Origin of the sequence: Victivallis vadensis (assembly GCF_003096415.1) — a bacterium.
Taxonomy (GTDB): Bacteria; Verrucomicrobiota; Lentisphaeria; order Victivallales; family Victivallaceae; genus Victivallis; species Victivallis vadensis.
The window spans coordinates 100,606-123,577 of the sequence record NZ_QEKH01000017.1; the positions used below are offsets into that span (position 1 = coordinate 100,606).

Genomic DNA, 22,972 nt, shown 5'->3' on the forward strand with positions numbered 1-22,972 from the left:
GTTGAAAATAGCATTTCATGTCGTATAGTATCAAAAAGGAGAATTTCAATGGTTTCCGATTTGCAATGGAACATCATCCCGCACCTGATCGGCTGTTACGAATTCGACCATCCGGTCGGACACCCGCCCCTCTGGATGACCCAGCCCTACCAGATATTGATGCTGACCCTCTCCGGCCGGGGCGTGCTGCACATCCGCGAACCCGCCCGCCGCTGCCGCGTCGACCCGGAAAGCGCGGACCTCTACTATCTGCACGCCCGGCTGGTGCGCTACGTGGAGGTGCCGGGGCCGGAACCGCTCCACCTGATCGCGTTCGCGTTCGACATCGAATTCGAGAACGGGCCGAACTTCTTCGACTACTACACGCTGCCCGCCGTATTCCCCGATGCGGACCGCCTTGCCGTCAGCCGCGAAATCCGCGAAATCAACCGGATCAAAACCGGCGACACCCCGCGCGAACGTTTTGAACGGCAGCGCCGGATGTTCGCGATTGCGGGGCGGCTGCTCGGCCTGGCCGAGTTCCGCAGCGACGTGCAGTTGCCCGGCGGCGCACCGCGCTGCACCCCGGCGGTCCGCTATCTGAACGCCCACTTCGCCGAACCGCTCGACATCGGCCGCCTCGCCGGGCTGTGCGCGGTTTCGCGGCCCCACTTCTTCCGACTCTTCCGGCAGGAGCTGGGCGTGACCGCGCAGGAGTTCCAGTGCCGGAAACGGCTGCAGGAGGCGCAAAAGCTGCTGCTGACCACCGAACTGCCCGTGGCGGAGGTCGCGCGGCGTACCGGCTGGAACGATCCCTTTCACTTCTCGCGCCTTTTCACGCGCCTGACCGGGCGCTCCCCCTCCGCGTTCCGCGCCGACTGCCGCCTGAACGGGCCGGTATGATTTCCCGGCAGAAATTTTTAAACGGGCTTTCCATTCATGCTTTCCGGAGGTATATTTTATGGAAAAACCACTCCATTTGAGGAAACAATATGAAGATTCAAGTCCCGGTCATTCGTAAAACCGACGTGCTCGTCATCGGCGGCACCGCCGCCGCCTGCCATCTGGCTTCGGCGCTGCGCCGGAAGAACCGCAGCGTCTTCTGCGTCACGCCTTACACCTACTTCGGCGAAGAACTCTGCGCCCGGCTCGACTTCGCGCCGGAAAAGCTCGAACGCCTGAACCGGTTCGGCATCACCGTCTGGAACCGCAACCCGGCCGGCATCAAGCAGCTGCTCGACTCCGTGCTGATTTCGGCGGGCGTGGAGTACCTCTACCAGAACAACCCGGTCGCGCCGCTGTTCGACGCGGCCGGCTGCGTCCGGGGCTGTCTCTTCGCCGGGCGCAGCGGCTTCTTCGCGGTCGCCGCCCATGCGGTCGTCGACGCCTCCGCCAACAGCGTGTTCGCCCCGGCTCCGGCCCGGAGCGGCAGGCACACCGTGACGCTGAACGTGATCGGCGGAGCCGCCGCAGAAAACTTCGACCGCGCCGAAACCGTCGGCCGGTGCGATTGCAGCGGCAAATCCCTGCCGCTCGTGCATCTGGAAAAAGAGTACGATCTCGCCGACGGTTCCATCGCGGAACTGAGCCGGATCGACCTCGAAATGCGCACGCTGGCCTGGGCGCCGGAGACGCTGCGCATCGCCGACGAATGCGATTTCGGCTTCCGCAGCGCACTGCCCGCCGCTTCGCCGGAGTTCCCGGTCTATCCCGACACCGCCGATGCGGATGAAGTCGCCGCGGCGGCCGAAGCCAACGGATTCGGCACGGGCTGGAATTTCGCGGAAAAAGGCCGAAAATACCCGTTCGACGCGGTTTCCTTCGACACGCTGTTCCGCTGGAAAGAGTGCGAAACCATCCCCTTTGAACTCAACTCCCTGCCGCCCGACGCCGAATACGACGTGCTGGTCTGCGGCGGCGGCACCGGCGGCGCGCCCGCCGCGATCTCCGCCGCCCGCGCGGGCGCCAAAACGCTCTGCGTCGAAAAACTGAGCATCCCCGGCGGCATCTGCACCGCCGGACGCATCGCCAGCTACTGGTTCGGCAACTGCTGCGGCTTCACCGAAGAGATGGATCTCGGCGTCGGCGCGATGGCTCCGGCCGACGGCTACGTACCGCTCAAAGGCCACTCCCCGATGGAGCGCAAGGGAGCGTGGCTGACCCGCGAGCTTTTCCGCTCCGGCAGCGAAGTGCGTTTCAACACCCTCTGCGTCGGCGCCGCCGTGCAGGGCCGGAAAGTATGCGGCGCAATCCTCGCCGGGCCGTGGGGCGTCACGCTGGCCGCAGCCAAAGCCGCGGTGGACGCCAGCGGCAATGCCGACCTGGTCGCCGCCGCCGGCGGCCCCACCCGTCCGCTGGTCGAAGCGGAACCCGCCGTGCAGGGCGCGGGCCTGCCGCCCTATGAACTCGACAAGCCCTGCTTCAACACCGATTACCTGTTCAGCTGCGACAGCGATACGGTCGACGCGACCGCCTCTTTCACGATGGCCCACGACAAATTCGCGAACCACTTCGACGTCGCCCAGATTCTCGACACCCGCGAACGCCGCCGCATCGTCGGGGAGCTTGAACTTCAGCCGCAGGATTTCTTCGCCCACCGCCGCTACGGCGACACGGTGGTGATCGCCCGCAGCAACTTCGACACGCACGGTTTCGTGCTCCACCCGATGTTCCTGCTGAAACCGGCCGAACACCAGCCCTATTACGCGAACGTCCCTTTCCGGGCGCTGCTGCCGAAAGCGTGGGAGGGGGTGCTGGCCACCGGGCTGGGCGTCAGCGCCCACCGCGACTGCATGCCGCTGATCCGGATGCAGCCGGACGTGCAGAATCAGGGGTACGCCGCCGGACTTGCCGCCGCGACCGCCGCACTGGAAGGCAAGGGATTCCGCGAAATCGCGATCCGAGAATTGCAGCGCAAACTGGTCTCCGTCAAAATCCTGCCGGAAACCATCCTGACCGAAGTGGACTCCTGCGGCGGCTTCGAGGATGAGGACACCCACAAGGAGCTGGCCGACCTCTTTCTCGCACCGCAGGAGGCGGAAGCCAGACTGCTCGCGAAATTCGCCGCCTCCCCGGACCTCGAAACCGCCGAACTGCTCGCCTTCCTCGGCAACCCCGCCGGAACGGAACTGCTCGAACAAACCATCCGCGAAACCGCCTGGGATTCCGGCTGGGCTTATCGCGGCATGGGCCAGTTCGGCCGCAGCGCAAGCCCGCAGGATGTCGCGATCATGGCTTACCGGCACACCGGGGGCGACGCCGCGCCGGTGCTCGAAAAGCTGAAAGCCCTGACCCCGGCGGCGGAATTTTCCCACTTCCGCGCCGTCTCGCTCTACTTCTCCGCCCGGCCCTGCCCGGAGGCGATCCCGGAGCTGGAACGGCTGCTCCAATCGGAGGGATTCCGCGGCCATGCGTTCCGCACCCACTCCGACGTGCTCGACGGAGTGCGCGGCTCCGTCGTCGATACCACCGTCCGCAACGCCCAGCTCAAAGAGCTTTACACGGCCAAGGCGCTGAAAGCCTGCGATCCCGGCTCCAGAACCGCAGCCGAAACCCTGCGCCAGTACCGCGAAGGCATGCAAAGCTGCTACGCCCTTTTCGCAGCCGACTGACTCTTTCGCCTCCGGAGTACTTGGGATTTCGCTCCTTTGGAGCGAGCAGGGCGCTTCGCCCCTGCACCCCGACCGGCAAGGTGCCGGCGCCGGATACTTAGATCCGGGAAAGGCGTTTCGCCTTTCCCTCCGGAAGGGGGAGGCTCCGGTAGAGACAGGCATGGTTGTACAGGAGCGGCACACCGCTCCGGTCGGCGCAGAGCCGATTTTTTTATCGGCTCCAGGCACTCCCTGCGCCTGCTGCCGCCGGAGGTCACGCGCGGAACGGCCAGATGCTGACCAGATATATAGAAAGATACCCTGATGGAGGCTGATAAGAGTTTATCTGCCGATATACGCAAAGCGAGGTCAGGCAACAGTACAATTGTCATATCACAGGCAAGCATATCTTTGAATACGGGCCTTACTGAACCTTGCCTGCATTATAAAGACAGGGAGAGTTCAGCCTCCATCAGAGTAACTTCACATCAGATGGTCAGCATCTGGAGGTTCCGCGCGTGACCTCCGGCGGCAGCAGGCGCAGGGAGTGCCCGGCGTCGGCAAAAAAGCCGACGCGGTCGCCGACCGGAGCGGTGTGCCGCTCCTGTACAACCATGCCTGTCTCCATCAGGGCTTCCCCACCCGGAGGGGAAACCGGAACGGTTTTCCCGGATCTAGTACCCGGCACCGGCACCTTGCCGGTCGGGGTGCAGGGGCGAAGCGCCCTGCTCGTTCCGAAGGAGCGAAATCCCCCGATTGCCAGAGTCACGCTTCACCGGAATAGAGGAAAAGGCGCTTTCCGGCGTTTTCAGGCAGGGAGAAGGTTTCGGTGACATGCCACTTGATCGGCAGCTTGGCGCACATGATCTCCAGCGCGGGCAGGTCCTCGGCGGCCTGTTCCGGCGTTTTGTACAGGATGAAGCGCCCCGTTTTGCGCTTCGGGAAGTTATCTGCATCCCCGTAGATCACCGGCGCCGGAGCCACCGCCCGCGCCGTCACCACGTCGAACTGGTGCTTGAACCGGCTCCGGCGGTTCAATTCACAGCTGCGCCCGTTCACCACGTTGACGTTGCGCAACCCAAGCGCCTGCGCGGTATGATCCACGAAAGCCGCTTTCTTGCCGGTCGAATCGATCGGCGTGACCTTCAGGTTCGGAAACGCCATCGCCAGCACCAGCGACGGGAACCCCGCGCCGCAGCCGATATCGGCCACTTTCAGGTATTCGCTCGCGAATTCCGGAAACTCCCGCGCGATCGCCAGAGAGTCGGCGACGTGTTTGATCCGGAACTCCTCCGGTTCGACGATCCGGGTCAGGTTCATCGTCTTGTTGGTTTCGATCACCAGTTCGTACAATTTGTCCACTCCCGCGACGAACCCCTCCGGGTCGTGCAGGCCGCAGCCGATTGCAAACTCTTTTAAGTTAAAAGCCATATTCATACTCCTTTCGTCAGGACAACCGCCAGCAGCGTGACCGCCGCCAGCACCAGCAGATACGCGGCACTGACGCCGCGCCAGAGGCCGGACTTCGCACAGAGGCGGATCCAGTCGCGCAGCGCGCACGGCTTGCCGGAGATCCAGATTCCGGCGACGCCGAAGCCCCAGCCCAGCACCGCCGGCACCGCCAGCATCGGCGTGTGCAGCTCAAACCCCTTGTGGACCAGATAGTAGCTCCAGAAAATCATCGCCCCGCCGACCGCCCGTGCGGTCAGGTAGTCCACATAGAAGTAACAGAGCACCGGCGCAACCACCGCCAGCGGCCACAGCAGCGGCTGCAGGAACCCCGGCGACACCACCGCCGCGTGAGGCACGCAGACCGCCAGCACCGCCCAGCCGATCAGCAACCCGGCCAACCGGTTGCGCGGCCACGGCTCGTACTTCGACAGGTTGGCCGGATTCAGCCGGAGACACCAGACGGCCGCAGCCGCCAGCACCAGCGCGGAAAGGACGCCGGCGATCCGGCACAACAGCAGTTCACTCATCGTTCTTTTACCTTATATTGAGATTTCCAGTGATCGATCAGGCGGCGCGCGATCGAACCGGGCGGCGGAATTTCCGGCAGTTCGTCGGGTGTGTAGAATCCGGCGGCGGTGATCTCCACTCCGTCGGGCGCCAGTTCTCCTCCGGCGTATTCCGCCGTGAATCCGGCCATCAGCGAATTCGGGTACGGCCAGCTCTGGCTGCCGAAGTAACGGATGTTCTTCACCTCGATGCCGACCTCCTCGCGGATTTCGCGACGGACCGCCCCCTCCATGGTTTCGCCCGCTTCGACGAAACCGGCCAGCAGCGCGAACATCCGCGTGCGGAATTTGGCGTTGTGCGCCAGCAACAGCCGTCCGCAGCCGTCGGTGACCGCGACGATCACCGCCGGGGAGATCACCGGGTAGAACACCGCCCCGCACGCCGGACACCTCCGGGCGCATTCGGTTTCGTGATCCTCCAGCGGCTTGCCGCAACCGCCGCAGAACCGGTGGCTGCGCCGCCAGAACGCCAGCTCCTTGGCGCGGCACACGGCGGTTTCGTCGGCGGCTTCGAGCAGCAGCCGGGCCGGACGCAGCTCCATTGCTTCAAGTGTCTCCGGCAACTGGAAATCCGGCGGCACGCTGACCAGCGAACAGCGCCGGGAATCGAGTTGCCCGACCACCAGCCGCTTGCGCAGCGGTTCGGGCAGAGGCCAGTCTGCGCCGGTCGGCAACCGCTTCGCGCCGCTTTCGCCCCCGGCCAGAAGCAACGTGTCGCCGCGGAGCGCGATCAGCACTTCGCCCTCGTCCGGGGCTTCCTCCAGTGTGATATTGACGGTAGGGACAAATTCGATGCTCATATTCAGCACTCTTTCCGGTTGAAGAACGCGAATGCGTTGCGCGTGGTGAGTTCGGCGATCTCCCCGACCGGGCGGCCGCGCTCGGCGGCGATCCGGGCGGCGACCAGAATCAGGTAACCGGGATGGTTGTCCGAACCGCGGTGCGGCACCGGAGCGAGATAGGGGGAATCGGTCTCGATCAGCAGCCGGTCATCCGGAATCGCCTTCAGGCACTCGCGCACGTTGTCGGCGCGGCGGAACGTGACGATGCCGGTCACGCCGAGATAAGCGCCGAGCGCCAGAAACTTCTCCGCCCACGCGACGCTCCCGGCGAAGCAGTGGACCACAAACTTCCCTCCGGCCTGCGCGAACGGCGCCAATAATTCATACGCGTCCGAGTAGGCCGCATCGGCCTCCTCCTTGTCGCGGATATGCACGATCGCGGGCAATCCCCACTCCAGCGCAAGGTCGAGAAACCTCCGGAACACCTGCTTTTGCACCTCGCGGTCGGACTGCTCATAATAATAATCCAACCCCAGTTCTCCGATCGCGACGAGTTTTTCATGCCCCCGGAACTCGCCGAACTCCTGTGGCTCGACCAGAAATTCGTCCGCCTGGTGCGGATGCACACCGACTGAAAAGAAAGCTTCTTTGACCACCTGCGCGAATTCGCGGGCCCGGCAGCTTTCCAGATAGTCGCCGCCGACCGCGTTCACGAAAATACGCTCCACCCGGCCCGCGTCGCTCTGGGGCGGCACCTCCAGCTCCGCAAGGACGGTGTGGTAAAATTCCTGCGGCGTGGTTTCGCCGTAATAGTGAAAATGGGAATCGAAAATCTTCATTTCTCTTACTTCTTTTTCTTGAAAAACTCACTGAATATCTGATGGATCTCCCGGATCGTTCCGCCGGTGGGCAGATCCTTCAGCACGATCACCGGCTCCGCGCCGGCCTCGGTTCCCGGCTCCACCTCCAGCCCGATCAGCTTCAACTCGCCGATCTTGCGCAGCAGCTCCTTCGCGGAGCTGGAAGCGGTCGCGTTCAGCTCCACCGCCGGTTCGGACACCGTCCCGTGGATCGGCAGCACCATCTGCACTCCACTGACCGACAGCCGCGAAATCAGGTCCAGTTTCCGCTCCCCGGTCAGCTCCACCGAACCGGAAAACGTCATCCGGTTCACCCAGTCGCCGTCAAAACGGCACTCCTCCACGGTGACCCGGCCGTCGTCCGCCCTCAGCCGGACGTCTCCATTCGAGAAGCGGACCGTCCGCAGGCGGGTTCCGAGCCCCTCCCGCGCCAGCAAAGAAGTATTCAGCTGCCCCAGCTGCTCCGGCATCATCTGCCTGAGCTGCGAGACCAGATCGACCGGAAACAGAAACAGCTGCCCGACCGGCCCGCTGGTCACCGTATTCGGAACCACCAGATCGTTGATCCGCAGCTTCAGATTCCCCGAAAGCGTCCGGAAAAAATAGTCGGGAGCACCGTCATCCAGCCACTCCATGCGCAAATCCAGATCATCCAGCCGCCCTTCCAGCCCCGTCTGGTCGGCTTTCAGCAGCAGGCCGATCACCGGCCGCAGCGCCAGCGGCTCCGAGCCGCGGACCCGGGCCATGCAGCGGACTCCCTCCGCGCCGCTGGCCGCCGCCAGCTCGGCATCATATTGCGCCTGGTTGAGCACGATTCGGAAGTAGTTCGTATTCATCCGGTTCCGATCAAACAAAATCCGGCTGTTCAGCGAGCCGGAGACGCCGGACGACAGGCGGATTTCGTCTGCCAACACCTCCACATCCACCGGGCGGGGGCCGAAATCCAGAACCGGCGGCGGCGCCTTTTCCACAACCGGAACCGCCGTTTTTTCTTTCTTTACACTCTCTGCCTCCGCCGTCGCTGCGGCCTCGTTTTTTTTGTTCTCCGCCTCGTGCCTCGCCTGCGCGGCGGCGGCAATGGGTTGGAAAAGCTCAATCAGCTTATCCAGATCGATCAGGCTGGAATGCAGCTGCAGATTCACCCCGCCGTCCGGCTTTACCAGATCCACCCGGAAACCGCCCGACAGATCAACCAGCGGCCCGCCGCGCCGCAACGCCGCCTGAAACTGGCTCAAACTCAATTCCGACGGATTTTTACTCAGCACAAATCCCAGACGCCCTTCAAGCGGCACTCCCGGCTCCGGCAGCAGCCAGCGCGGACACTCCACCGCTCCGGCCAGCCGCACCGTCTCGAAATGATCCCTGACGATCACCTGCATCGAACCGGTCAACTGCACCGCCGCCGCGAGCGCCGGGTCCAGCAACTGCACAAACTGCTCATTCAGATAGCGGATCGCCCAATCCCCGCGGTAGCTTCCTTCGGAAAAATTCCAGACCCCCGGACACTCCAGCCGCAACGCCGGCTTCCCGAGGCGGCGCATATAGAAGTTGAACATCTTCACGTCCAGCGCGTTGAAGTCATTCATATAGACCGAGAAACTGTTCTGCAGCGAAAAATCCCGGTAGCTCTTCCGCCCGTACCCGACCGCCATCGCTTCCGCTGTCAATTCACCGTCGACCAGCAGCGAAGCCAGGGTACGTGACAGAGAGCCGGTAAATTTCCACTCCAGCCTCCCCTGTTCCGGCACGACACCGGCAGACACCAGGAACGGCTTCAGATTCATCGCCTCCGTGCCGCCCGACAGCCGGAACCGCACGGTGTCGCGCAGCTCCTTTTCCCCGGACATATACCGGAACGAATCCACGTTCAGCCGTGAAAACTCCGCTGTTCCCCGGCGCAGCGCCGCCTCCGTGCCGCGCACCGTCCAGACGCCGTCCGCGCCGGCCTCGGCGTTGACGGCCACGGAAAACGTGGACAATCCCAGTTTGTTCCACTCCGGCAGAAGCCGTTCCCATTCCGGAAACAGCCAGCTCAGCAGTTCCGGCCTGCCCCGGTCGAGCCGCAGCTTGACTCTGCCGCTCCGCTCGAGCGCGTCCCCGTCCCCGGAGAAGGTCAATGTTCCCAGCTCGACGCCCCTGTCCTGCAGACTCAGCGACAGGTCGCGGACCAGAAACGCGAAATCGCGCCGGAGTTCTCCGTCAATCCCCAGCGTCACTCCGTCCAATCGCCGCTTCTCTGCGTCCAGACGCCATCTGGCCCGGGAAAGCCGGGTGCTGCCCAGCACCGAAACCGCAGAAAGGTTATGCTTGAATGCCAACTGGATTTTGCCGGTCATCTCGCCGCCGTCCAGGCGGAACCGGGCTTTCGGCGGCGACAGGAAGCGCAGCAGCGCCAGATTGAATTTCCTGAATTCCAGATCGAAGTTTGCGCTCCGTCCCGGCTGCCGGTCCGCGGTCAGCCACGAATACTTGACCGGCTCACGCAGCTTCAGCAGCAGACTCTCGCTGTCTCCGGTGATCAGGGCCAGCCGGAATTTCGCCAGATCCAGCGAACTGGATTCCAGATCGACCGAACAATCATGGTCGATTTCCAGCCGGAAATCCGGCAGCGCGATCCGCTCCAGCCCGAAAATCGCGTCTCCCTTCCGGGTCAGCCGCACCTGTCCGTCCGCCGCCAGCCGCCGGCCGTTATAAGAGAGTTTCCCCTGATACCCCAGCGTCGCCTGCCCGGGATTGAAACCGAAAAAGAGATCGGTCAGAATCGCGGTCACCTCGCTGGAGAGCTGCCCGGTGTTGAAGTCCGCGTCGATCGACAGCGGCTTCCAGCCGATCCGGCCGGAGACGTCGACCACGCTGCGCGGTTTGCCGTCCAGCGACTGCCGCAGCGTCAGCTTCGTTACGTCGATCTCGTCGTCGTCGCCGGAAGCGTCGAGGTCCAGCGACAGCGCCCCGCCCTGCAGCGGGAAATCGTTCACGGAGCCGTACAGGTCGCGCAGATCGCACTTCAGCTCCAGCGAGCGCGGCAGCAGCGCCTCGTTCAGCCGGGAATTCAGCTTCAGGTCGATCCGCCCCGAGTCGATGTGATTGGCCCGGCTGGACGAAAACCGCAATCCACCCGACAGCTCCGCGTCGAAGCTGCTGCCGTTGCGAAACTGCTTCGACTTCCCGGAAAGGTTCACCACCTCCAACGCCCCTCCGGCGTCCTTTGCGCCGTAAACCAGCGTGAACCGGGAATCCTCCAACCGGATGCCGGAGAGGTCAAACTCCGGCGTTTTCCCCCCTTGGGCCGCATCTTTGCCGCCCGCGCTTTTTCTTTCGGCGGCCGTTTCCCCCCGGCTCAGCGGAGCCGCCGAATCGCGGAAACAGCTCCAGGAGCCGTCTTCCTGCCGGTACAGCGTGAAATCCCCGCGCCATACCCGGATATCGGAAAACTTGAGCACACCGTCCCACAACTCGCGCCAATGGTAACGGAACGTCCCCCTGCCCGCGGAAAAGATCGGATCGGCCTCGGAGCCGATCCGCAATTTTTCCACCGTCACGCGCGATTCAAGCCACGACCATTCGGCGCGCTGCGCCGAAATCTCCACCCCGGTGCGGCTGCTCGCCAGCGGCAGCACGACCCGGGTCAGAAAATAGGAGCCGCGGATGAAAAAAACAGCGAAAACAATCAACAGAATCGCCGGAATCATCCCCAGCAGCGTGAATTTCAACGGCTTCTTCATGGGGGCAATCCGGTCGGTGAACGCAGGTCAGGGTTACTGTCCCAACGCCTTTTTAAGCTCGTCCTGGAAAGCCATGATATCCGACTCGGTGGGCTTGTCCCCCTGCAGATTCTCGATGCCGAGACGGCCGTAGGAATCCACATACCAGTCGGCGGTCGAACCGCTCGCGAACTTCACCGTGCCGGAGAGCGCGGTTCCCGGCCGGACCAGCTTGCTCACCTCGACCACGGTCCTGCCGTCGCCGGGAGTCGCTTCCACCTCCGGTTCGATGCCCTCCTCCTCCTGCCGTTTCTTTTCGGCTTCGGCCCTGGCCTTCTCCTTCGCCAGCTCCTGCGCCTTCGGGTCGTTCGCATCCCAGTCGATGTTGTCCAGCTCGGAGGCGAGAATGCGCACATCCATGTAGGTCAGCTTGAGACCGAACTCCTGATTGACCAGTTTCTGCACGTCGGAGAGATTCACGCCCTCGGCGATCTTCGCGGCCATAAACCGCTTGACTTCAAGTTCTTTTTGCTTATCCATAACAATCTTACCCCTTCCTTCCGGATGAATTGTTGCGTCGTTTGGAATTCGGCTTCACCCGCCGCTTCGGTTTTTCCGCATCCCGTTTCGGAGCCGGTTTCCCGGCTTTCATCCTGCGCCGCGCCGCCGGCGACGGTTCGCGCCGGATGCTCTCGACTTTTTTCGGCCGGGCGCGCAGCTCCAGCTCAAGCGGCACCCCGGTCAGGTCGAACGCCTGCCGCAGGGTATTCTTCAAAAACGCCAGATAGTTGTCGGCGCAGTATTTCGGATTGTTCACAAAGAGCAGCACCTTCGGCGGCGTCATGCCGACCATCGAAGCGTAATAGAGCTTCAGCGGGGCGGCCCCGACCACCGGCGGCGTGCTGCTTTCAAACGCATCCGCCAGCACCCGGTTCAGCACGCCGGTCGGGATGCTCAGTTCGAGCTGGTCCATCACCTGCGCGATGCTGTCCAGCAGCCCGTCGAGGTTGGAGCGGTCCTTCGCGCTGATGAACACCACCGGCGAGAAGTTCATGCCGGGCAGCGAATAGCGCAGCTCCTCCTCCAATGCGCGCACCTTGTGCCCGCTCTTGTAAAGGTCGAATTTATTCGCGACCACCACGCACGCCTTGCCCGCTTTCTGAATCATGCTCGCAATACGGCGGTCCTGCGCGGTCATCCCGTCGGGGCTGGCCTCCACCACGAAAAGCACCAAATCCGCCCGGTCGATCGCGGCCTGCGCGCGCATCACGCTGAAAAATTCGACCACGGTATCGACCTTGGCCTTCTTGCGCAACCCGGCGGTGTCCACCAGCACGGCGGCGCGGTCGCCCCCCTGATAGCGCAGCGTGAAATCCACGTCGATCGCGTCGCGGGTGGTCCCGGCGACGTCGCTGACCATCACGCGCTCTTCGCCGAGCAGCGCGTTGACCAGCGAGGACTTGCCGACATTCGGGCGGCCCACGACCGCGATATTCAGCGGCTTCACCGCCGGAGCTTCGCTTTCGCCGTCCTCCGACACATTCTGCGGCAGCAGTTTGATCGCGGCCTCCACCAGCGCGTTGACGCCGCGCTTATGCAAACAGGAAACCGGAAAAATCTTCCTGAAGCCGAGCTTCATGAACTCCACCGACTCGTGCTCCAGCGTCGGGTTGTCGCATTTGTTCGCGGCGAAGAGCACCGGCTTGCCGGACTCCCGCAGCCGGGCCGCGACCTCCTCGTCGAGGTTCACCACCCCGTCCTGCACGTTCGCGACCAGGATCAGCACATCCGCGCCGCCGATTGCGATATCGACCTGCGACGCGATGCGGCTGTCCCACATATCCACTTTGCGCGTTTCACCGGAAAGCATCCCGAGGCCGCCGGTATCGATCAATTGAAAACGGCACTTGCCCCGGACCAGCGGCGCGACCACCCGGTCGCGGGTCACCCCCGGCATTTCGTGCACGATCGACAGCCGACGGCCCACGATCGCGTTGAAAAGCGAGGATTTGCCGACATTCGGACGGCCTACGATAGCGACGGTCGGAATGTGCACCGGTTTCGTTTCGCTGTTGTTCTGTTCAGACATAAAATGATTCCCGATTGTAAAATGGTTCCGCTCAGCGGAAGGAGTTGATCAGGTCGCGGAGCTGCCGCGCCGCCGCGCCGGCCGCCGCGCCGAAGTTTTCGCTCCTGTCGGCGTAGATGATCCCGCGCGAGGAGTTGATCGCCAGTCCGCCGCCGTTCGCGTCGCAGCCGAACCGGACCACCTTCTCCACGTCGCCGCCCTGCGCGCCGACTCCCGGCACCAGGAAAGGCATCTCCGGGCAAAGCCCGCGCACGTGTTTGAGCTCCTCCGGGTAGGTCGCGCCGATCACCAGCGCCACGTTGTTGTTGTAGTTCCACTTGTCGCGGGCCAGCAGCGCGACGTGCTCGTAGACCATTCTGCCGTCGCACATCAGGTTCTGCAGGTCGCCCGAATTCGGATTCGAGGTGCGGCACAGGATGATCACGCCCTTGTCCGCGTGGTCCAGGAACGGCTTGAGCGTGTCGAAGCCCATGTACGGATTCACCGTCACCGCGTCGGCCTGATAACGCTCGAACGCTTCGCGCGCATACATTTCGGCGGTGGAGCCGATGTCGCCGCGCTTCACATCGAGAATCACCGGCACCATCGGCGCGTGCTCGTGGATGTAGTCGATCGTCATCTTGAGCTCGTCGTCCGCCCCCTGCCCGGCGTAGTAGGCGGCCTGCGGCTTGTAGCACGAGACCCAGTCGCGGGTCGCGTCGACGATCGCCTTGTTGAATTCGAAAATCGGGTGTTCGGCGCCCTTCAGGCACTCCGGCAGTTTTTTGAGATCGGGGTCCAGCCCCACGCAGACCAGACTGCGGTTGTGCTGAGAGGCCGACTTCAACTTTTCCATGAAACTCATGATGACATTATCCTTGATTCAGTTCTCGGTCATTCAAAACGATGGTGCGGTCCAGCACCATCGTACGGTCCAGATCGTCAATCGGGGCGGTCTCCTCCGGCGCGGCGCTCCCGAATCTGCCGGGCAGCAGCTCGCGCATGTAATTGGCCAGCGTCACAATCGTCGGGCCGTAACCGTCCTTGTAGATGAAATACTCCAGGTCCTTCGCCAGAAGCGAGGTGTCCGAATAGCGGTCGGCGGGATCGTCCGCGAGCATCTTCTTCAGCATTCCGACCAGCTCTCCGGGCAGGTCGGCGGGAAGCTGCGTCCAATCGAGCTTGTTCTGCCGCACATTGTGCAGGATCTCAGTCAGCGACGGCGACAGGTCGCGCGCCATTTTCCCGGAAATCATGAAAAACAGCACGATTCCAAGCGAATAGATATCGCTGCGGAAATCCACCTCCTCCCGGCGCGCCTGCTCCGGCGCCATGAAAGCAAGCTTGCCCGACACCCGCCCGGCGAACGCCTGCGTGGTGATCCGCGCGATTCCGAAATCGGTGATCTTGGGCACCCCCTCGGTGTTGATCAGCACGTTATGCGGACAGACATCGCAGTGGACGATGCCGAGCGGCCGGCCGGCGGCATCCCGGCGGCTGTGCGCATAGGCCAGCCCGCGCGCCACCCGCGCCGCGATGAACACCGCCAGATTCAGCGGCAGCTGCCGCCTGATCTTCAAATGAAAATCGATGAAGTCATAAAGCGAAATGCCGTCCACGAACTCCAGCACGAAGTAGTACCCCTCCGGGCACTGCGCAAGATCATAGATCTGGACGATGTTCTCGTGGATCAGGTTCGCCACCAGCTTGGCCTCGCCGACAAAGTCGTCGACGTTCCGGCGGTCCCCCGCGAGCTTGTCGAGCATCATCTTGATCGCCACCGTCTTTTCGAAGCCGGCCGCGCCGACCTTTTTCGCTTTGTACACCGCGCCCATGCCGCCTTCGGCAATCAGGTTCACAATCTCGTAATGATCGTTTGCATCCAGTTTGCTGATCACAGCTCTTTCTCCCCGAACTCAAGTTTCAACCGCTCAAGATTACGCATCACCCCGGCTCCGCGCAGCTCCTGCGCCGCCGGAGTGAAATACCGGAAATTCAACAGGAAAGCCGTCTCGAACGCCACCCATTCGGCGTCGTTCATCAGCCTGCCTCCGGCTGCCAGCTCTTTGCGCAGCAATGCGGCGGCCTCCGGAAAATCGTCGGCGCCGTTGCGCCCCATATCCGCATCGCACAGCAACTCCTCCGAAAAGTTTCGCGGCCGGGGCGGGAACTCCGTCGCCAGAATCAGCGCCGCAATCCGGTTCAGCTCTTCTTTCGGGAAACCGAAACGAGGCAGCACCGTCACCGCAATCGCCGCGGAAGCCGCCTCGTGGTTCCCCCCTCCCCGCGAATAACCGGTGTCGTGGAACAGGGCGGCGACCTGCAGCCGCAACAGCTCCGCCTCCCCCACTTTACTGCGGGTTGCAAACAAAGTCACGTCTTCCAATACCCACCGGGTATGAATCCGGGAATGGTAGCACCAGCGGGACGGATCCACATTCCGCCCGATGAAGTCGAATACCCAGTTTTTCACCGGCTCAAGCCGCATGGTTCCATCCCTCTGTCTACAGTTAGTAGAATATACTACGAAACCCCTCCAAACGCAAGAACAAACTCCGGCGAATCTCGAAAATCCCGCTGCGGGACGGCGCGCCTCAGGAACGGCCGAGTTTGCGGCAGCAGGCGCGGGCCTGCTCCAGGATTTCGGTTTCGTTTTCAATCCGGCCGCTTTCCATCAGCACCCGGCCGTCGCAGACCACGGTGTCGATCACGCTGGAATCAGCGGAGTAGACCAGATTCGCCACAAGGTTGTAATCCCCGGTCATCTGGGGATGGTCGAGCTTCACCAGCACCGCGTCGGCCAGCTTCCCCTCCGCGATCACCCCGGCGTCGATGCCGTAGGCTTCGGCTCCGCAGCGGGTGGCGAGGTTGAACACGTCGGCGTCGCGCGCCGCGGTCGGCAATCCGGACTCATGCTTGGCCAGCAACGCGGCGAACTTCATCTCGTCGAGCATCGAAAGATTGTTGTTCGACGAAGCGCCGTCGGTGCCGATCGTGACCCGGCACCCCGCCAGGTCGAAAGCATCGTGGAAACGGAACGCGCCCGAACAAAGCTTCATATTCGAACACGGCATATGCGCGATCACCGCGCGCCGTTCGCGGATCAGTTCGATGTCGTGATCCGTCAGGTGCGTGCAGTGGGCCAGTACGGTGCGCCGTCCGAGGATGCCGAGCCGGTCCAGGTATTCGATCGGCGTAAGCCCGTCATGGGCGGCCTTGCACTCCTCCACTTCGCGCGACGTCTCCGACGCGTGGATGTGGATCGCGAGATCGTTGGCACAGGCCTCTTCGGCGATCCGCCGCAGCACCGGTTCGGAAACCGTGTAGATCGCATGGGGGGCATAGGTAATCTGAATCCGCCCGGAATTGCCGCCGCGCGAGGCCAGCAGCTCCTCGTTGCTGCGGCGGTTGCGTTCGAGCACCTCTCCGTCGGAACCCGAAAGGTAGAGCAACCCGATCGCGGCGCGCACGCCCATCTCCTCCGCCGCCCGGACCGCGCCGCGCTGATGCCAGTACATATCGCTGAAAAAAACGGTGCCGGAGCGGATCATCTCCAGAATCGCCAGCCGGGTTCCGCAGTACACATCCTCTTCGGTCAGCTTCGCCTCGGCGGGCCAGATGTAGTCGTTAAGCCAGGTGAACAGTTCCATATCGTCGGCATAGCCGCGCAGCAGCGTCATCGCCGCATGGGTGTGCGTATTGTAAAAGGGCGGAATCAGCGCCTTGCGCCCGCCCGCGTCGATCACCCGGTCCGCCTCTCCGGCGATCTCCGAAGCGATCCGTTTGAAACGGTTGCCCTCGACCAGCACATCGGCGGTTTTTCCATCCAGAATCACATTTTTCAGCAGCAGCGTACTCATAAAAACTCCTCCATCAGCGGCAGTTCGGGAGCCACCGCGCCATGTTTGCGAACTGCGTCCAGAATCTTCTCTTCCAACTCCGGCGACGGCTGAACCAGCCCCGCCGGCAGGCCGCCCGCCAGCAGCACCGGAATCCCGGCATTGTCGAGCGCCATGGTCGGGTCGATGTATTTGAGCCGGGTCGGCTCTTCCAGTACGAAATTCAGCGGCGCCTTGCGGTTCAGCACCCGTTCGGCGGGCAGCTCCGGCCCGAACTCATCCTCCACGCCCATATTCGCGATCAGCGCATTTCCGGCCGCCAGCTTTTCCATATCGAAAGTCCCGGCCAGCGCCCCGGCCCGGCCGGTCGCCGAAACCACGCACCACACACCATCCAGCGCAGCCTCGACCGCCTCCCGGTCGCGGAAATCCACCAGCACGGCCCCCTCAGGCGGTTTCACCCGCGACGCGTCATCCACCACCGTGAGCTCCGCTCCCCCGAGCAGCGCATACATCGCGATGCCGCGCCCGACCTTGCCGCAGCCGAACAGCACGATCCGGCGCCCTTTGAAGTCACCATATCCGGCATGGGCCATCCCCCGCCGGAAACCGTCGCCGGTGCCCAGCCCGGTTTCAATCACCTTGATCCTGCCGTCATCCGCCAGAAAGACCGGCTGCCGGCACTCCCGGTAGCGGTACATCCCGGAGCGGGTCAGTTCGACATAACCGTATTTCGATTTCACCGCGGTATTGACTCCGGCGCAGTCGAGCACCACATCGAACTCCCGCCGGCGCGCTTCTTCCCCGGAGAGAACCGGAATCCCGAATTCCGGCAGAAGCCGCGCAATCTCCGGATCGTGCGGTATCCCGTCGCCCAGCACCACCGTCAGCTCCGCACCGCCGGCCAGCAGCGCCAGATATTTGGTCATCGTATTGCGAAAAACCGGCGTGCCGTCCAATACGCTCAATCCGGCCAGCGGCCGCACGGCACTCCAGGAGTCGATCTGAACACGCAAAGCCGGATACTCTTCCGCCCCGTAAAAGCCGGAGAGATAAGTCTGTAAATCTTTCATGATGTTTCCTGAAATTAATACTGGTACAGGTAATCTACACTCCGGACGGCAAATTATCAAGAAAAATCCGAAAATTCAAGGAATCCCGACTAAACGGATCGGAACACACCCTTGACAAAAGTTGAAAACGACCTATACTTCATTAATGAGGATCATAACCGGAGGAGGTTTTTCATGAGTGGTATGTTCTGCTTTCAATGTGAACAGGCGGCGGGAGGAACCGGCTGTTCGGGTTCCGGCCACGGCACCTGCGGCAAGTCCGCCGAGGCGTCAAGGCTGCAGGATCTTCTGCTGCGGCTCGCGGAGCGGCTGGCGCGCCAGATGGTCGACCGCAGCTCCTCGTCGGAGTCGTTCGACCGGATGATCCTGAATGCGCTGCTGGCCACGATGACCAACGTGGATTTCGATCCGGATCATCTGGAAGCCCTCTGCCGCCGGATGGGCTCGGCCTGCAGCCGCCCCCTGCCCGCGTCGCGCGAGGACCTGCTGGAAATGGCGGAACGCTGCGGCGTGGAGAGCGAACGCCAGAACACCGGCTGCGAGATGGCCAACCGGCTGTCGTTCCTGCTTTTCGCAATCAAAGGAGCCGCCGCCTATTATCACCATGCGGTGGAACTCGGCTATTGCGATCCGGAAATTTCCCGGTATTTCCGCCACGCGCTCGCCTATCTGGTACACCCCGACCTGAAGCCTTCGGAGATGATCAACCTGAGTCTGGAGTGCGGCCGCAACACGTTGAAAATCCTGGCGCTGCTGGATAAGGCCCGTAACGAGGTTTTCGGGTCGCCGGAGCCGACCGAAGTGGCGGTCACCCCGACGGCAGGCAAGGCGATCCTGGTCACCGGCCACGACCTGCGGCTCCTGCGGGAGGTCCTGATCGCGACCGAGGGAACCGGAATCAACGTCTATACGCATGGGGAATTGCTCCCGGCCCACTCCTATCCGAAGCTGCGGGCTTTTCCGCACCTGGTCGGCAACTACGGCGGCTCCTGGCACGAGCAGCAGACCGAATTCGCCGCATTTCCCGGGCCGGTCCTGGTCACCACCAACTGTATGATGCCGCCGCGCGACGAGTACCACGAGCGGCTCTTCACCGCCGGAGCGGTGCGCTACCCGGATGTGTCCCATCTGGAAGCCGGCGAATACGGCGCGCTGGCCTGCGTCGCCTCCTCCGAACCCGGTTTCCCGCTGACGGTCACCCCGCCCCGGAAAATACTGGTCGGTTTCGGCCATCATGCGCTGGAAGCCATATTGCCGCGAATCGTCGAACTGATGCGCGATGGACAGATCCGCCGCCTCTTCCTGATCGGCGGCTGCGACGGCGCCAAAACGGTCCGGGACTACTACACCACTCTCGCCGAAATCATTCCGCAGGATTGCCTGATCCTGACGCTGGCCTGCGGCAAGTTCCGCTTCAACCGGCAGGAATTCGGCACGATCGACGGCATCCCGCGGCTGCTCGACCTCGGCCAGTGCAGCGACGCCCACACCGCGATCGTCGCGATCCGCCGCCTCGCCGAGCTGATGCACACCGATGTGAACTCCCTGCCGCTGTCGATCATCCTCTCCTGGTACGAACAGAAGGCGGTCTCCATCCTGCTGGCTTTGTTCTCGCTCGGAGTGCGGAACATCAGGCTCGGGCCGGGCATGCCCGCGTTTTTCTCGGAGGATATGAAAGCACTGCTCGCGCAGGGCTACCGCCTGCGCCCGATCACCACTCCCGAAGCCGACCTTGCGGAGGCGCTCAGCAACTCCCCGCTTTAGAGTTTACCAGCCGGTAGGCCCTGAGAGTCCGGGGCGGGTCACTGATCGCTTTTGAGTATTTTGAAGATATTGGCGAACGCCTGCCGGACCTCATCCTCGCTGGCGGGGCGCAGCAGCTCTTCCGGCGTGGTCCGTTCGGCCACCTCGTCGGTCAGCAGATGCAGGAACGGCGAGGGCAGTGTGGCGCGGGTGATGCCGCGCTGCATCCTCTCCTTGGCGCGCAGCAAATACAGATACTTGCGCGCGCGGGTGATCGCGACATAGAAAAGCCGCAGCTCCTCCTCGACGGAACCTTCCTCCAACGCCCGTTCATGCGGAAAGATGTTGCGCTCCATCGCGACCACAAAAACGACCGGGAACTCCAGCCCTTTGGAGGCATGGACGGTCATCAACGTCACCGCATCCACCGTGCCGGTCTCTTCCTCCACTTTGTCGGATTCTTCGAGCAGGGCGAGGTTTTCGAGATAGGCTTCCAAGGTGGGCGGCTCGGCCTGCCGCTCTTCGTACTGGGTGATCGCGGTGATGAATTCGTCGACGTTTTCCCGGCGCTTCATCGCGTCCTTGAGGTCCTTGTAAATCCGCTGGAGGCCGTCAAGATAGCCGATCTCCTTCAGGAACTCGGTGATCTTCCAGGCGAGGGCGCCGGGTTCGGCGAACCGTTCTTTGTACTTCGCATAAACCTCGGCGAACTCCCTGGCGGCGGCGGCGGCCTTCGGGGTCAGCTCTTTCTGGAACTCCTCCTCCGCAAGCAGCTCAAACATCGGCTTGTGTTTCGCCCTGCGCCCGGTCTTCAGGGAATCGACCGCTTTCTGGGCCAGCCCGCGCGGCGGCGTGCCGAGAATGCGCAGCAAGCTCTGGTCGTCGCACGGATTGACCAGCAATTTCAGATAGGCGACCGCGTCTTTGATTTCGCGGCGCTTGAAAAACTCCTGGCCGCCGACGAGCCGGTAGGGAATCTGCTGGCGGCGCAGCGTCTGTTCGAGCTGCCGCGACAGGTGGTTGGAGCGGTAGAGGATCGCGAAATCCTGATATCTCAGCTCCGGCTTGTCGTTTTTCATCTGCGTGATCATGCTGCCGATGAATTCCGCTTCGGATTCGCCGTTTTCGGTGGTCACGATCTTCACGGGTTCGCCGTCGCCGAGGTTGGACCACAACTGCTTTTCATGGCGGTTGGCATTGCTGCCGATCACCACGTTGGCCGCATTCAGGATGGAGGTGGTGGAGCGGTAGTTCTGTTCGAGCTTGACCACCTTGGCCCCCGGAAAGTGGTCCGGGAAACCGAGGATGTTGCTGATGTCCGCCCCCCGCCACGAATAGATGCTCTGGTCGTCGTCGCCGACCACGCACAGATTGCAGCGGTCCCCGGTCAGCAGCTTCACGATCGTGAACTGCGCGGCGTTGGTGTCCTGATACTCGTCGATCAGCAAATACTGATAGGTTTCGCGGTAACGCTCCAGCACGTCGGGGTGTTCCGTAAAAAGCCGGTAGACCAGAAGCAGCATGTCGTCGAAGTCCAGCGAATTCTGCATTTCCAGCAGCGTCTGGTACTCCTCGTAAAGCTGCGCGGCGGTCGCTTCAAAGGTGGTGTCGGCGTGCCGGCGGGCGTCTTCGGGGAAGAACAGCTTGTTTTTCCAGCGCCCGATCATCGACTGCACTTCGCCGAGCGGAAATCCTTCATAGTTGCAGCCGAGCTGCCCGGCGGCCTGCTTGAGCACTCCCTGCTGGTCGGATTCGTCCGCGATGGTGAAGCTGGGCAGATAACCGAGCTTGGCGATGTCGCGGCGCAGAATCTTGATGCAGAAGGAGTGAAAAGTGCCGAGCGTGACCTTGCGCGCGATCTGCGGCTGAACCAGCTGGGCAAGACGTTCGCGCATTTCGCGCGCCGCCTTGTTGGTGAAGGTCATGCCGAGGATCATCTGCGGCGGGATGCCGCAGGCGAGCATATACGCGATGCGGAACGTGATCACGCGGGTCTTGCCGGTGCCGGCCCCTGCGAGCACCAGCACCGGGCCGTTCACGGTCCCCGCTGCCGAAGCCTGCTCGGGATTCAGCTGTTTGAGGATTTCGTCTTTTTCCATAAGTGCGGGAGCGGCCGGCTTACAGGACTTTGACGGCGAGGTCGAAGCCGTCTTCGGAGGCGAGCGCGGCGGCGCTGGTCACCGGATTGGTGAACTCCGCGAAGATGCCGCCGTCAACCACATACTGCGCCGCGCAGTTCACGCACGGAGCCGCAAAGCCGGTCGCGACCTGATCATCGCAGGGGCGGTTCTTCTCGTAGGTGGAGAGGTAGCGGATTTCGCCGGGCACCAGCGTGAACTCGCGGACCAGCAGCGCATCCTTGCGGATGATGCCGAGGTAGCCGACCGGGCGTTTGTTGCTGACCGCGGCGACGATGCGCGGAGTGTCGAGGCTGTCCTTTTCGTAATCCATCGCGAGCAGCCCGAGGCTGATCGCGTCGCGGGGCGGGAAGCCCATCGCGATCTTTTCGACGATCGGATCGGTCTGCGAACCGTTGGTCGCGACGGCCCATTCGCCGGCGAGGCGCACGCAGTTGTAGCTGATGTAGGGATTCTTGCGCAGATCGGATTCAAAGCCGGCGCGCGGCAGGATCGAAATCTGATTGTTGACGAGCACCGCTTCGCGGTTCGGGAACGAACGCGAAGAGACGCGGTACATGGCGGCGGCCTTGCCCTGCGGGGTCATGCCGATGGCGACGATTCGACCGAGATACATAACAATGGACCTTCCTGTTTGGAATATTCGATAACGGTATCGTTATAAAATACTCCCGCGAAGCGGTTCCGGCAACCGCCCGGCCCGGAAAATTCCGAAATTATTTGTATTTAAATTCCAACAATAAAGAAGTAAAGTTCCATTGGCATTTATTTACCTATTAATTTCATAACGCTTTACAAGTTTATTATAATTATCGTAACTACTGAATTCAAACATAAAATAAACTGTATCAACACTTGATTGAAAATGAAATATTTCTTCTACAATCTTTTTTGCATTTAAAAGAATTTTATTAAAAATATCTTTATAAGTCATTGCATTTACTTTGAACTTTCTTTCTACATAAGATGTAGTATTAGCTGCTTTAATCTCAAATACAGCAAAAAATGTTGCAGTAGGTTCCAATTCAAAATTAAAAGCAACTTCTTCCATAATACTTTTTTCTACTTCCTCAAAAGTAAAAATTTGATAATGTCCCAAATTTTGTGATGGGATGTGTTGTTTGACAAGGTTGCATCTGCCTTTTATTTTGAGTAACTCAAAATCTCAACATAAAGGGAAT

General features: G+C 62.0%; 19 protein-coding genes. 3 read left to right on the top strand and 16 right to left on the bottom strand.

Features of this window, described 5'->3' with window-relative positions; translation table 11 throughout:
• Positions 1 to 48 precede the first annotated feature (48 nt).
• A complete protein-coding gene (locus tag C8D82_RS11370; protein WP_165833031.1) occupies positions 49 to 882 on the top strand; it encodes an AraC family transcriptional regulator in 834 nt (277 codons plus the stop codon).
• Positions 883 to 971: 89 nt separating this feature from the next.
• On the top strand, positions 972 to 3,590 hold the full coding sequence (locus C8D82_RS11375; RefSeq protein ID WP_116884403.1) for an FAD-dependent oxidoreductase: 2,619 nt from the start codon (positions 972 to 974) through the stop codon (positions 3,588 to 3,590).
• A gap of 475 nt (positions 3,591 to 4,065) precedes the next feature.
• Here the strand turns inward: C8D82_RS11375 and C8D82_RS22145 are convergent, their stop codons facing one another.
• From C8D82_RS22145 to C8D82_RS11435, 13 genes are all read right to left on the bottom strand, one after another.
• The gene (locus C8D82_RS22145) at positions 4,066 to 4,197 is read right to left on the bottom strand and encodes a hypothetical protein (protein WP_261798345.1); all 132 of its coding nucleotides are present in this window, start codon (positions 4,195 to 4,197) and stop codon (positions 4,066 to 4,068) included.
• A 137-nt stretch (positions 4,198 to 4,334) separates the two neighbouring features.
• Positions 4,335 to 5,000: a 16S rRNA (guanine(527)-N(7))-methyltransferase RsmG gene (gene rsmG / locus C8D82_RS11380; protein ID WP_165833032.1), complete on the bottom strand. Its 666-nt coding sequence runs from the start codon at positions 4,998 to 5,000 to the stop codon at positions 4,335 to 4,337.
• A 2-nt stretch (positions 5,001 to 5,002) separates the two neighbouring features.
• A complete protein-coding gene (locus C8D82_RS11385) occupies positions 5,003 to 5,548 on the bottom strand; it encodes a hypothetical protein (protein WP_116884405.1) in 546 nt (181 codons plus the stop codon).
• Positions 5,545 to 6,387 carry an NAD(+) diphosphatase gene (gene nudC, locus C8D82_RS11390; RefSeq protein WP_116884406.1) on the bottom strand — a complete coding sequence of 281 codons (843 nt, stop codon included), beginning with the start codon at positions 6,385 to 6,387 and terminating at the stop codon, positions 5,545 to 5,547. The genes C8D82_RS11385 and nudC overlap by 4 nt, the downstream gene beginning before the upstream one ends.
• 2 nt (positions 6,388 to 6,389) lie before the next feature.
• Positions 6,390 to 7,208: a TatD family hydrolase gene (locus C8D82_RS11395; protein WP_116884407.1), complete on the bottom strand. Its 819-nt coding sequence runs from the start codon at positions 7,206 to 7,208 to the stop codon at positions 6,390 to 6,392.
• A 5-nt stretch (positions 7,209 to 7,213) separates the two neighbouring features.
• Entirely contained in the window at positions 7,214 to 10,951 is a 3,738-nt protein-coding gene (locus C8D82_RS11400; RefSeq protein ID WP_116884408.1) for an AsmA family protein, read from the bottom strand.
• 33 nt (positions 10,952 to 10,984) lie between these two features.
• Complete coding sequence (locus C8D82_RS11405) at positions 10,985 to 11,470, bottom strand: hypothetical protein (RefSeq protein WP_116884409.1); 486 nt, start codon at positions 11,468 to 11,470, stop codon at positions 10,985 to 10,987.
• A gap of 7 nt (positions 11,471 to 11,477) precedes the next feature.
• Positions 11,478 to 13,019 carry a ribosome biogenesis GTPase Der gene (gene der, locus C8D82_RS11410; protein WP_116884410.1) on the bottom strand — a complete coding sequence of 514 codons (1,542 nt, stop codon included), beginning with the start codon at positions 13,017 to 13,019 and terminating at the stop codon, positions 11,478 to 11,480.
• A 31-nt stretch (positions 13,020 to 13,050) separates the two neighbouring features.
• The gene (gene pyrF / locus C8D82_RS11415; RefSeq protein ID WP_116884411.1) at positions 13,051 to 13,863 is read right to left on the bottom strand and encodes an orotidine-5'-phosphate decarboxylase; all 813 of its coding nucleotides are present in this window, start codon (positions 13,861 to 13,863) and stop codon (positions 13,051 to 13,053) included.
• 7 nt (positions 13,864 to 13,870) lie between these two features.
• Positions 13,871 to 14,896, bottom strand: coding sequence for a serine/threonine protein kinase (locus tag C8D82_RS11420; RefSeq protein WP_116884412.1), 1,026 nt, complete (start codon positions 14,894 to 14,896; stop codon positions 13,871 to 13,873).
• Positions 14,893 to 15,486 carry an HD domain-containing protein gene (locus C8D82_RS11425; RefSeq protein ID WP_116884413.1) on the bottom strand — a complete coding sequence of 198 codons (594 nt, stop codon included), beginning with the start codon at positions 15,484 to 15,486 and terminating at the stop codon, positions 14,893 to 14,895. Before C8D82_RS11425 ends, C8D82_RS11420 begins: the two co-directional genes overlap by 4 nt.
• A gap of 106 nt (positions 15,487 to 15,592) precedes the next feature.
• On the bottom strand, positions 15,593 to 16,858 hold the full coding sequence (locus C8D82_RS11430) for an amidohydrolase (protein WP_116884414.1): 1,266 nt from the start codon (positions 16,856 to 16,858) through the stop codon (positions 15,593 to 15,595).
• On the bottom strand, positions 16,855 to 17,910 hold the full coding sequence (locus C8D82_RS11435; RefSeq protein ID WP_116884415.1) for an NAD(P)-dependent oxidoreductase: 1,056 nt from the start codon (positions 17,908 to 17,910) through the stop codon (positions 16,855 to 16,857). The genes C8D82_RS11430 and C8D82_RS11435 overlap by 4 nt, the downstream gene beginning before the upstream one ends.
• Before the next feature lie 174 nt (positions 17,911 to 18,084).
• Between C8D82_RS11435 and hcp the strand changes: the two genes are divergently transcribed.
• Positions 18,085 to 19,674 (top strand): hydroxylamine reductase, encoded by a 1,590-nt coding sequence (gene hcp, locus C8D82_RS11440; RefSeq protein ID WP_207776123.1) that lies wholly within the window; start codon positions 18,085 to 18,087, stop codon positions 19,672 to 19,674.
• 38 nt (positions 19,675 to 19,712) lie between these two features.
• Here the strand turns inward: hcp and C8D82_RS11445 are convergent, their stop codons facing one another.
• The 3 genes from C8D82_RS11445 to C8D82_RS20675 all read right to left on the bottom strand — a co-directional run bounded on the left by C8D82_RS11445 (position 19,713) and on the right by C8D82_RS20675 (position 22,842).
• A complete protein-coding gene (locus C8D82_RS11445) occupies positions 19,713 to 21,752 on the bottom strand; it encodes an ATP-dependent helicase (protein WP_116884417.1) in 2,040 nt (679 codons plus the stop codon).
• Positions 21,753 to 21,771: 19 nt separating this feature from the next.
• Complete coding sequence (locus C8D82_RS11450; protein ID WP_116884418.1) at positions 21,772 to 22,407, bottom strand: IMP cyclohydrolase; 636 nt, start codon at positions 22,405 to 22,407, stop codon at positions 21,772 to 21,774.
• Positions 22,408 to 22,560: 153 nt separating this feature from the next.
• Positions 22,561 to 22,842 carry a hypothetical protein gene (locus C8D82_RS20675; protein WP_133245164.1) on the bottom strand — a complete coding sequence of 94 codons (282 nt, stop codon included), beginning with the start codon at positions 22,840 to 22,842 and terminating at the stop codon, positions 22,561 to 22,563.
• Positions 22,843 to 22,972: the final 130 nt, after the last annotated feature.